The organism is Nocardia sp. NBC_01388, assembly GCF_045040085.1.
Taxonomy (GTDB): Bacteria; Actinomycetota; Actinomycetes; order Mycobacteriales; family Mycobacteriaceae; genus Nocardia.
Window position 1 is genome coordinate 4,240,157 of the sequence record NZ_CP109553.1, and the last position, 10,819, is coordinate 4,250,975.

The 10,819-nt window shown below is 67.5% G+C and carries 12 protein-coding genes; 3 read left to right on the plus strand and 9 right to left on the minus strand.

Going from position 1 to position 10,819, the window contains the following annotated elements; genetic code table 11:
• Nucleotides 1-153: 153 nt before the first annotated feature.
• The 3 genes from OG716_RS20960 to ftsY all read right to left on the minus strand — a co-directional run bounded on the left by OG716_RS20960 (nt 154) and on the right by ftsY (nt 3,643).
• Nucleotides 154-492, minus strand: coding sequence for a P-II family nitrogen regulator (locus tag OG716_RS20960; protein WP_297628039.1), 339 nt, complete (start codon nt 490-492; stop codon nt 154-156).
• Between the two features lie 5 nt (nt 493-497).
• Nucleotides 498-1,856, minus strand: coding sequence for an ammonium transporter (locus OG716_RS20965; RefSeq protein WP_355130031.1), 1,359 nt, complete (start codon nt 1,854-1,856; stop codon nt 498-500).
• A 263-nt stretch (nt 1,857-2,119) separates the two neighbouring features.
• The gene (gene ftsY, locus OG716_RS20970) at nt 2,120-3,643 is read right to left on the minus strand and encodes a signal recognition particle-docking protein FtsY (RefSeq protein ID WP_405139168.1); all 1,524 of its coding nucleotides are present in this window, start codon (nt 3,641-3,643) and stop codon (nt 2,120-2,122) included.
• Between the two features lie 215 nt (nt 3,644-3,858).
• Here ftsY and OG716_RS20975 point away from each other — a divergent pair, with 215 nt between their 5' ends.
• Nucleotides 3,859-4,248, plus strand: a complete 390-nt coding sequence (locus OG716_RS20975) for a DUF2237 domain-containing protein (RefSeq protein ID WP_327144786.1) — start codon at nt 3,859-3,861, stop codon at nt 4,246-4,248.
• Here the strand turns inward: OG716_RS20975 and OG716_RS20980 are convergent.
• The 3 genes from OG716_RS20980 to OG716_RS20990 form a co-directional block, all read right to left on the minus strand.
• A complete protein-coding gene (locus tag OG716_RS20980; RefSeq protein ID WP_405139169.1) occupies nt 4,232-4,690 on the minus strand; it encodes a hypothetical protein in 459 nt (152 codons plus the stop codon). The genes OG716_RS20975 and OG716_RS20980 overlap by 17 nt on opposite strands.
• Nucleotides 4,691-4,730: 40 nt before the next feature.
• Entirely contained in the window at nt 4,731-5,084 is a 354-nt protein-coding gene (locus tag OG716_RS20985) for a hypothetical protein (protein WP_405139170.1), read from the minus strand.
• Nucleotides 5,085-5,241: 157 nt separating this feature from the next.
• Entirely contained in the window at nt 5,242-6,210 is a 969-nt protein-coding gene (locus OG716_RS20990) for a LacI family DNA-binding transcriptional regulator (protein ID WP_405139171.1), read from the minus strand.
• 200 nt (nt 6,211-6,410) lie between these two features.
• Between OG716_RS20990 and OG716_RS20995 the strand changes: the two genes are divergently transcribed.
• Nucleotides 6,411-7,451: an alpha/beta hydrolase gene (locus tag OG716_RS20995; protein WP_405139172.1), complete on the plus strand. Its 1,041-nt coding sequence runs from the start codon at nt 6,411-6,413 to the stop codon at nt 7,449-7,451.
• Between the two features lie 279 nt (nt 7,452-7,730).
• Here the strand turns inward: OG716_RS20995 and OG716_RS21000 are convergent, their stop codons facing one another.
• Together OG716_RS21000 and OG716_RS21005 are read right to left on the minus strand one after the other, a co-directional pair.
• Nucleotides 7,731-8,093, minus strand: a complete 363-nt coding sequence (locus tag OG716_RS21000) for a cupin domain-containing protein (protein ID WP_405139173.1) — start codon at nt 8,091-8,093, stop codon at nt 7,731-7,733.
• Nucleotides 8,094-8,103: 10 nt separating this feature from the next.
• Nucleotides 8,104-9,063, minus strand: a complete 960-nt coding sequence (locus OG716_RS21005) for a TetR/AcrR family transcriptional regulator (RefSeq protein ID WP_405139174.1) — start codon at nt 9,061-9,063, stop codon at nt 8,104-8,106.
• Between the two features lie 106 nt (nt 9,064-9,169).
• On the opposite strand from OG716_RS21005, the gene OG716_RS21010 reads away from it, so the two are divergent.
• Entirely contained in the window at nt 9,170-10,120 is a 951-nt protein-coding gene (locus OG716_RS21010) for an NmrA family NAD(P)-binding protein (RefSeq protein ID WP_405139175.1), read from the plus strand.
• Between the two features lies 1 nt (nt 10,121).
• Here the strand turns inward: OG716_RS21010 and OG716_RS21015 are convergent, their stop codons facing one another.
• Nucleotides 10,122-10,775, minus strand: a complete 654-nt coding sequence (locus tag OG716_RS21015) for an HAD family acid phosphatase (RefSeq protein WP_405139176.1) — start codon at nt 10,773-10,775, stop codon at nt 10,122-10,124.
• Nucleotides 10,776-10,819 lie beyond the last annotated feature (44 nt).

Here is a 10,819-nt window from a genome sequence, read left to right on the forward strand (position 1 = left end):
CTCCGCTTCGCTCCCCCGCTCCGCTCAGTCCAGAACGAGACGGGCCGCGAACCTTTGGGTCTTCGAATGTGTAGTTGTTCTCAGCGAGCACGAGGGCGGCCCCGTCCCGGCCGGTCATCCGGCGAGAACGGGGCCGCCGCTCGAACGATGCTGCTACAGAGCGTCGGACCCGCGCTCACCGGTGCGAACCCGGATGATGGCCTCGACCGGGGTGACCCAGACCTTGCCGTCACCGATCTTGCCGGTACGGGCGGCCTCGACGATGACCTCGACGACCTTCTCGACGGAGGCGTCGTCCACAACTACCTCGACCCGGACCTTCGGGACGAAGTCGACGGAGTACTCCGCACCGCGGTAGACCTCGGTGTGGCCCTTCTGACGTCCGTAGCCCTGCACTTCGCTGACAGTCATACCGAGCACGCCTGCCTGCTCCAGCCCGGTCTTGACATCCTCGAGCGTGAACGGTTTGACGATTGCAGTGATCAGTTTCATTTGCGTCATGCCTCCTTGACGGCGGTGGAACGTGCCGTGCCACCCACAGCAGCGAAATCGTATGCCGATTCAGCGTGCTCCGACTCGTCCAAGCCAACAAACTCGGCTTCTTCGTCGACGCGCAGGCCGATGGTGAACTTGATGGCGTACGCGAGAATCAGCGAGACGATGAAGGAGAAGGCCAGCACCGAGAAGGCGCCGATGGCCTGCTTGCCGAGCTGATCGAAACCGCCGCCGTAGAAGATGCCCTTGGCGCCGCCCAGGCCCTGCGAGGCACCGGACTCGGGAGCCAGGAAGAAACCGATCATCAGGGTGCCGATGACACCACCGACGAGGTGAACACCGACAACATCGAGCGAATCGTCGAAGCCGAGCTTGAACTTCAGGCCGACGGCCAGTGCGCAGGCGATACCGGCCACGGCGCCGACAGCCAGCGCGCCGAGCACGTTGACCGAGGAGCAGGACGGGGTGATGGCGACCAGACCGGCCACGATGCCCGAAGCGGCACCGAGGGTGGTGGGCTTGCCGTCGCGGATCTTCTCGACGAGCAGCCAGGCGAGCATGGCGGCACAGGTGGCGATGCTGGTGGTCATGAAGGTCGAACCGGCGAGACCGTTCGAGCTGACAGCCGAACCGGCGTTGAAGCCGTACCAGCCGAACCACAGCAGACCGGCGCCGAGCATGACCATGGTCAGATTGTGCGGGCGCATCGGGGTGGTGGGCCAGCCCTTGCGCTTACCGAGCACGATGCAGAGCGCGAGGCCCGCCGCACCGGCGTTGATGTGGACCGCGGTACCACCGGCGAAGTCGATGGCCTGAATCTTGTTGATCAGCCAGCCACCGTGGTGGATCACATTGCCCGCGGCGTCCTTCACGTCCGCGTCGAAGACCCAGTGCGCGACCGGGAAGTACACGACCGTTGCCCAGACGCCGGCGAACAGCAGCCAGGCGCCGAACTTCAGGCGGTCGGCGACGGCGCCCGAAATCAGGGCGACGGTGATGATCGCGAACATCAGCTGGAAAGCGACGAACACGGTCATCGGGATAGTGCCGGCGAGCGGGATCTTGACCGCATCCGCGGCCGTCACCCCGTTCGCCGCGTCGGCTGCGACTGCCGCCGCGCCATTGCTGCCGATCAGGCCCTTCAGACCGAAGAACTGGCCGGGGTCACCGATCAGACCGCCGAACTTGTCGTTGGCGAAGCCGACCGAGAATCCGTAGATCACCCAGAGCACGCCGATGAGACCCATCGCGCTGATACTCATCATGATCATGTTCAGGACGTTCTTGCCACGGACCATGCCGCCGTAGAAGAACGCCAGTCCAGGCGTCATCAACAGCACTAGCGCGGAGCTAGCCAACATCCATGCGGTGTCGCCGGTGTCCGGCACACCGAGCAAGGGATAAGCCACCTTCGTTCCTCCTCATCTCGGGCTCTGCCGCAACCGGCGAACGAGCCTGACATGAAGGTTGCGCAAGTGGTGTTTCCGACGTGATCCTGCGGCGTTTCGCGTAGGTGAACGGATGAGATTGCACTGTTTCGGTCAGGTTTCCGAAATCGCACCGCTGTTACGCGTGGGACGTGAGGCTTGTGGTGATTCGCGTGGTTCGCCCAGTTCGGTACTGCTCAGCCGAGCAGAGCGTCCACGAAAGCGCCCGGTTCGAAGGGTGCGAGGTCATCCGCGCCTTCGCCCAAACCGACCAGTTTCACCGGTACGCCGAGCTCGTGCTGCACCTGGAAAACAATGCCGCCCTTGGCCGTACCGTCCAGCTTCGTCAGCGCGACGCCGGTGATATCGACGACCTCGGCGAAAACCCGGGCCTGCGTGAGCCCGTTCTGACCCACTGTGGCATCGAGCACCAGCAGCACCTCGTCGACCTTGGCCCGCTTCTCCACGACCCGCTTGACCTTGTCCAATTCGTCCATCAGGCCGGTTTTGGTGTGCAGGCGGCCGGCGGTATCGATGAGCACCACATCCACGCCACGCTCGATGCCGACACTGACGGCGTCGAAGGCGACCGAGGCCGGATCCGCGGCCTCCCTGCCGCGCACGGTGTCCGCGCCGACCCGTTCGCCCCAGGTTTGCAGCTGATCGGCGGCGGCGGCCCGGAAGGTGTCCGCGGCGCCGAGCAGGACGCGGCGGCCGTCGGCCACCAGGACGCGCGCGAGTTTGCCTGTGGTGGTGGTCTTTCCGGTGCCGTTCACGCCCACGACCAGCAGCACGGCCGGATGATCGGCATGCGGGAGGGCGCGAATCGAGCGGTCGAGTTCGGGGCGCAGGGCCTCGATCAGCACCTCGCGGAGCACAGCGCGCGCCTCGTCGGCGGTGCGGACGGTCCGCGCGGCCATCTCCTCGCGCAGCCGCGCGACGATCGTGGCGGTGACGGCGGTGCCCAGATCGGCCATGACCAGGGTGTCCTCGATCTCCTCCCAGGAGTCCTCGTCGAGGTCGCCGCCGCCGAGCAGGCCGAGCAGGGATTTGCCGACGGCGTTCTGGGAGCGGGCGAGACGGCCGCGCAGGCGGGTCAGGCGGCCCGCGGTGGGGTCGATCTCGGGGATGAAGTCGATGTCGAGTTCGGGCGCGGCGGGGGTGACGGTGTCGTCTGCGACAACGACAGTGTCGACAGCGGTCTCGCCGGGCGCGGAAGGCGCGATGACCTCGGGCGCTGCGGCTTCCACCGGCGCGACGGGCTCGGCTTCGGCGGGCGCCGCGGTCGGCTCGACCGTCTCGGTAGGTGCTACCGCCTCGGTGGTCTGCTCCCCGGCCGGAGCGACAGCCTCAGGCGCGAGCTCTGGTCCCTGGACCGGAGCAGGTAGCGGAATGTCCTGGATGGTGCGCTTGCCCGAATCACGAGGGACTGCCGCATCGTCGCCGATCTGCGGCTGCCCATCGGTATCGGTGCGTTCGATGCGCACGGGCTCGGGCTCGGGCGCCGGCTTGGGCAGCGTGGCCGCCCCGCCGCCTTGACTGAAGTTGAATCCTCCCGACGCCGCATACCCTCCCGACCGGTCGGTGAGCTCCGCGTGCGTCTCTTCGGCGGCCGGGGTCAGGGAGATGCGGCGGCGCTTGTACAGGACGAATCCGGAAACGAACGCCACCAGCAGGACCGCAGCGATAGCGGCAATGAGGATCCAAGCTTGTGCAGTCACACCCCCATCCTTTCAGAGGCCCGACTATTGCCGGTTTCACACACCTACCCACGAGTTCCGGAGCCGTGTTGCCTAGCACACGTCAATGCATCGCGGCTATGAACGCGCCGAATTGGCCGGCTTCAGGCCCGATTGCGACCGACCGGTCTGTTCATCAACGCACCACACTGCGGAAGGAGCGGCGAATGCGACACCGAGACAATAGGATCGGCGGCGTGACCGATCGAAATGTGCTTGGGGGATCGCTGGAGGAGTGTGGCACCGATCCTCTCACCGGCTTCTACCGGGACGGCTGCTGCAGCACCGGTCCCGAAGACCTTGGTAGCCACACCGTGTGCACCGTGGTGACCGCAGAATTCCTGGAGCACCAGAAGTCGATCGGCAACGACCTTCTCACTCCGCGACCGGAGAACAACTTCCCCGGCCTGCAACCCGGTGACCGCTGGTGCGTGGTGGCGGTGCGCTGGCTGCACGCCCATGAGGACGGGGTGGCGGCGCCGGTGGTGCTGGCCGCCACCCATGAGAACGCGCTCGAGGTGGTTCCCATGGAAACTCTCCGCAAATACGCCGTAGACGTTCCGGACGATGTCAGCGATCTGCTCTGATCCGGGCCGCGCTCAGCGCACGAAGCGGACAGCGGTGTCGCGCAGCAGGATTGCCGGCCGGCTGCCGGGCACGATGAAAGCCCCGGCCGCGCGGGCGCCACGCTGCTTGGGGCCCGCCACCCGGCGATGCCGCTGTTCGTAGCGGCGCGGCGCGGTGTCCGGTTCGCCGCGAGCCCGATTCCTCGGCCAGGGTATGCGCGGCCGCGATGGCGAGACTGGAGCCGTCGCCGAAAAGTGAGACGCTGGAGGCGGAATCGCCGAGCAGCGTGATGCGGCCTTTCGACCAGTGCGGCAGGCCGACTCGGCTGACGGCATCGAAATAGAGATCACCGGCCGCGCGCACCTGGTCGAAGAGGTCACCGAAGATTCCGACCGGTCCTACACCGACGCGGTTGACCGAGTCATGAAGATCATGATCGACGGCCCACGGCCACAACAGCATTCATAACGGGAGTGAACAGCCGCCGGTGGTCAGGAGTCTGTCAGCGCCGCCGGCGGCGAATCCGGATGATCACGAAGACGATTGCGCCTATGACGCCGACGATGAGGAGCAGGACCACGACCGCGATGGCGCCGCCCACGCCGGAGTGGGAATTCGACGAACCGAAGAAGTGGTGGTGCGTATGCCCGTGACCGCGGCGGGCGGGCGCGGGCATATTCGGCCCGGGCGCTGACGCCGACTGGATCCGCGCTGCGATCGATGGGACGCCGCCTGTCGCGGCGCCGGACGGACCCGCTGCGGCCGACAGGGCACCGAGCGCCACGATGGTCGAGATCAGCAGTGCCAGAGTCCATCTGCTGATGGTGCGAAGCGTATGCTGCCTGGTTCCGAGCATGGCGCAAGATCTCCCATTCGACCGGAATTCAAGTCGAGCCGAGCGCCTGACCTCGGACGTTAACGGAACCCAGTGGGGCAGAAGGTTACACCGTCCCGAGGTGTTCGCGCAGTGGATGCGCCCGATGCGGAGCTCTCCGCGGACGCCGGCCGATCGATCAGGTCGACTCTCGCTCGATGAGCCGCAGTGCGGATCCACTTGGCTCGGTGGGAGATTCGGGCATTCCAGCGGCGGCGACAATGTGACCCGCGAGTGCGGTGGCCAGGACGAGTGGATCGATCGCCACCGTCGACAGCTGCGGGGAGACCAGCGCGGCCATGGGCAGGTCGTCCACGCCGACGACCGCCAGGTCTTCGGGCACCCCGAGTCCGGCATCCCGCGCACCGGCCAACAGGGTCAACCCGACCAGGTCGTTGAAGGCGGCGACGGCGCTGACCTGGTGATCGGCCCAGTGCCGCGCGGCAGCGAGACCGCTCGCTCGCGTGTATTCGACCGGAAACACGACCGGCGGGAGCAGCCCGAGGCCGCTGCATGCCTGCTGCGCACCATGCAGGCGCGGTGCGCAGAAGGCGGCTTCGCGGGGATCGCCGACGGTGCCGAACCCGATTCGGGTGTGCCCGCGCGCGGCGAGGTGCCGCACCTGCAGCTCGCCGATCTGCATCTGGTCGAGGCCGGTCAGGGCCTTTCCGGAGGTGCCGAGCAGATCATCGATGAGGGCGACGCCGGTCCGGCGAATGTGCTCGGCGTCGGCCCGGCCGAGAGCGCCGAAGGACAGCACCACAACCGGGTCGACATGCGACCACAGCCCGGTGAGTTGCGTGCCGTCCTCGGTGTGCAGGAATACGCACGTCAATCCGGACGCCTCGAGCACGCGGCTCAGTCCGCGGCGGAAAACCTCCATGACCTCCGTGACCGGAATGTCAGGAATCACGCACAGCACGACATTGCTGCGCCCCCGGCGCAGGTTCCGTGCCGCGCCGGAGGGAACGTAGTCGAGTCTGCGGGCCGCATCGAGGACCGCCAGCCGGGTGCTCTCCGAGATGGTCTGGTCCGCCCGATCATTGAGCACGAAGCTCACCGTCGTCTGCGAAACGCCTGCCGCTTGCGCGACGTCCCGCGCTGTCACCCGCGCCAAGCTGCACCTCACTCCTCGTCACCTGCCCGCAGTCTATTGCGTTCTGTGGCCGCCCTCACTATCGTCGGAGAACTAATACGAATTAGCGTATGTGAACAGCACGGAGACGCCATGATCGACCAGGAAGTCGGCACCGAGGCCGCCACAACCACCAGCATCGGCCCCCGCGGTAGCGAGTCCGGGCGGGCCCGATGAGGCGCCGCTGGACCGCGATCGCCGCCCCGGTGCTGCTGTCCGGGGTGCTCAGCGCGGGGCCCGCGACCGCACAGGACGCACCGCAGTGCCTGCCGAGAACGTCGGCGCCGGCGGCTGGACTCGTCCCCGTCTCGAGCACCCCGGTGGATTCGCGCACCACGCTCTACACCTTCCGGTCCGCCGCCGTCGGCGACATCGCGCCGGACGGGCTCGTCCGCGTCCGGGTCACACTGCCCAGCGGGTACGAGACCGGAACCGCCCGCTACCCCGTTCTGATGCATCTGCACGGAGCCAACAACTCACCGACCACCTGGCCCGCCGCCGAGGTCGAGCAGGTCATCGGGGACACACCCGTGATCGTGGTGCAGCCCGAAGGCGGCCCGGGCGGCTTCTACAGCGACTGGTACGGCACTCCGGTGAGCGGATCGGATCCCTTGAACGGACCGGTGCCGTTCCCGCCGCCGGCGTGGGAGACCTTCCACCTGCGCGAACTGCTGCCCTGGGTGGACGCCACGTTCCGCACCACCGGACATCGCGCGGTCGCGGGCAGCTCGATGGGCGGCTTCGGCGCCATGTCCTACGCGGCCCGCAACCCCGGCGTATTCGATGCTGCCGCAGCGCTTTCCGGCGCGGTGAACATCGACGGCCTCTCCGGCACGGTGCCGGTGATCCTCGACGCCGCCGATCCGTGCATCTGGGGAGACCGTACGGCGCAGGCCGCGAACTGGGCAGCGCACAACCCCACGGATCTGGCCGACCGGCTGCGCGGGACATCCCTGTACGTCAGCGCGGGCGACGGCCTCCCCGGCGTGCACGACGACGCCTCCACCGAAGCCCGCTTCGCCGCACTCGAAGTCCTCATCCGCCACCTCACGGACGACTTCGTCGCCGCACTGCACCCGCACGACGTCCCGGTCACCACCGAATTCCACCACGGCACCCACCCCGGCCCCGACGACCTCAACCGCTTCTACGATTTCGACGCACTGCGCGCCTTCCTCCCCCAGGCGATGGCGGCAATGGGCACGACCCCATAACCGCGAACAGGCATGCGACTGCACGAAATAACCTGGACCCGTTGCTTTTTCGGACAGGCGCAGGACGGGTTCGGCTGTCAAGACCTGGGAGAGCCCTGCACGGCAGGACGCCTGCTGCATGGTTCACAGATCTGATCGAAAGCTGCACCGGCGCGTGCGCTTCCACCTCAGCGAGCCGTGCGGCGGCAGGCCACTGCGACAGTGGAATTCAGCCGCCGGTGTGACACGCCCTCGGCCGGGGTATTCGGCAAACAGCGGCGCGGCGACGAATCAGGCCTGCTACTCCGGGAATTCGAGTTCGGGCTGCTGGTCGGCGGCGAGCAGGAAGTAGCCGAGGAATTCGACGTCGGTGTCGCCTGCGTCGAACCGGGCGATGCGGGCAGTCTCGGGTTCGTAGAAGACATCGCCAGGGCCGAGGACGATCTCGGGCTCACCGTCCAGTTGGAAGATGACGGTTCCAGTGACGATGCTGCCGAATACCGGGCCGTTGTGGACGTGTAGTCCCGCGTGGGTGCCCGCGGCCATGCGAATGCGGCGGACCTCGACTCGCTCGGTGAGTTTCGGCTGGGGTAGCCGCACGTCCAGCTCGATCGTGCGCGTCACTGTCGCCGGTAGGGTGCGGCCATCGCTCTGTTCTGCCATATCCGCCAGCCTAATTGGCCGTGTGGTGACCGGGGGCAGCGGCCGCTCTGACAGCAATTGCGGTAGCGCCCGCAGCGGCGATGGCCGTCGTGCCGCCGGTATCGGCGATGGCGGCAGTGGCGGCAGTGGCGATGGCCGTCATGCCGCCGGTATCGGCGATGGCGGCAGTGGCAACGACGACCGCATCTGCCGCTGTTCCGGCGGCGGCTACGGAATGGCGGCGGCGGTGGGCCTTCTGGCGGCAGGCGGGTGAGCAGTAGCGGGCTGGGCGGCCGGTGCCGGTCGGGCGCAGCGGGGTGGCGCAGACCGGGCAGAGCGCCGTGACGTTATGCGGGACGTTTTCGTCACGGGCAGCGGCGGGATTTCGGGGTTTCGTTACGCGCCGGTCGGGGGTGGTCGCGCGCATGGCCTCCAAGACGAGTGCCGCGGGCCGGGCGAGACCGGGCTGGGTCGTCGATATGCGCTGGATGGCAACACATCCGGTGAACAGGGCCAGCACATCGGGCACCGTGAGATCGGCGCGCACCGCGTGCTGCCGCTGTGCGGCGGCGAGCAATTGCCCCAGCGCCAGATGGAAGCGCTCCCCCGCCTCGCGCAGGCCGTCGCGCGGCCAGCCGTCATTGTCGAAGAGTTCGCAGAGCGCACCGTTTCCGATGGTGGAGGTCACCACCTCGGCGCAGAAGGCGAAGTAGGCGGCGCCGGCGCCGGGTGCATCGCGATACCCCAGTGCGAGTGCGGTGAGGCGGTCGATGCGCAATTGCATAACCGCTTCCAGCAGATGGTTTTTGCTGGGGAAATGCCGGTGCACGGTGCCCGCGCCGACCCCGGCGCGGCGCGCGATCTCGGCCAGCGACACCTCGGTGCCGGACTCGACGAAAGCCCGCTGCGCGGCGGCCAGTACGAGGGCGCGATTGCGGCGGGCATCGGCGCGGGCATTGGGTCCGGAGCGGACCGGAGTTGCTGCGGTCATTTCGTTACGCCGTTCCTTTCCGGTGCTGGCCAACCGGATACGCCCACTCGTAGCGTCGGTATTCGGGTCGTCCGACCCGAATACTACCGAAACGACAAGGGTGGCAATGTCTGTTCACAATGCTGGGCCGGTTCACAATGCTGGGCCGGTTCACAATGCTGGGCCGGTTCACAATGACCTGGTTCTGGTCACCGGCCCGACCGGACAGCAGGGCGGCGCGACCGCGCGCCGGCTCCTGGCCGCGGGCCGTCCGGTACGCGCACTGGTGCGGGACCCGGAATCGACTGCGGCACAGGAGCTTGCGGCCGCCGGCGCCGAACTGGCACACGGCGACTTCGACGATCCGCAATCCCTCGCGACCGCAATGTCCGGCGCGCGTGCGGCTTTCCTGGTGCCGCCCGCGGTATTCGGGCCCGACGGCTGGAATATCGAACTGGAGGCGCGGCGCGGCCTGGATCTGGTCGCGGCCGCCCGCACCGCCGGCGTCGAGCACCTCGTCTTCACGGGTATCGCCTCGTTCGATCAGGAGGATTCGTGGGGCGCCAACGGCAAACGGCGCATCGAGAAGGCCGTACAGGCCAGCGGTCTGCACTGGACCATCCTGCGCCCGGTCCGGTTCATGGAGAACTATCTGGCACGCGGCCTGGTGGTGGACGGTATCCACAATGGTGTGCACCGGCACCTGTTCCCCGCCGGCCGTCCGATCCAGATGGTCGCGCTGGACGATGTCGCGGACTTCGCGGTGCTGGCCTTCACCGATCCGGAACGCTTCCACGGACATGTGATCGAGCTGGCCGGTGACGCGCGCACCATGGCGGCCGCGGCCGCGAAGATCAGCGAGGTCACCGGCCACCCGGTGCGCTACGAGGAAGTCTCGGAGGCCGAGGCGAGCACACTCGGCGACTCGATCATCAATGTCTGGCGGATGTCACGAGAGGGCAGGGGCTGGCATGCCGATATCCCCGCCCTTCGCGAAATCCATCCGGGTCTGCGCACTTTCGATACCTGGCTCGCCGAAACCGGTGCGGCCCAACTGAAGCCGCTACTGGCCGGCTGAATCAGGAGAGTGCGCCGTTGTAGTCGGGCAGTTTGAAGGTCTGCTGGGCATGCCCGCCCGACAGATCGGAGGCGCTGTTGCCGATATTCGCGACGATGGTGTATCCCTGCTGCTCGATGGAGACGCGGGTCGCCGTCTTGTAGTCGGCGAGCGCGCCCGCACCGCTGGAGCCGGTGGTGAGTCCGCCGCCGTACAGCCCGTCCACGGTGTATCCGACGGCGGACAGGTTGAGCTGGCTGTAGATGTTCAGCAGCGACGGCCGGCCGGTCACGAAAATAATGGCGGCGCCCTGCTGTTTCGCCCATTGCGTCAGGGCCAGCACGGGCGGGATGGCGGGGATGATCAGACCCGGGCTGTACTGGGTCTCCAGGCTCGTATTGTCGATATCGAGGACGATGGCGGGCTTGGTCGCGCCGGGCAGCGCGGTGGTGAGGTAGGCCTGTGCGGAGTTGATGACCGTGGTGACATCGGAGATCCACTGGGATTCGCTGGGCAGGCTGCCGCCGCCACCGGAGCCGGAGCCGCCCCCGGACAGCGAGGAGGATCCGGTCCCTCCCGACAGTGACGAGGACCCGCTGTCCGCCAGCGCGGCGGGCAGCGGGACGGCGACAGTGACAGCAACACCGAGAGCAATACCTGCGATAGAACGTCTCATGAGCACGGGACGCTAGCGGCCGCAATGTGCGACGCGCAGGTGTT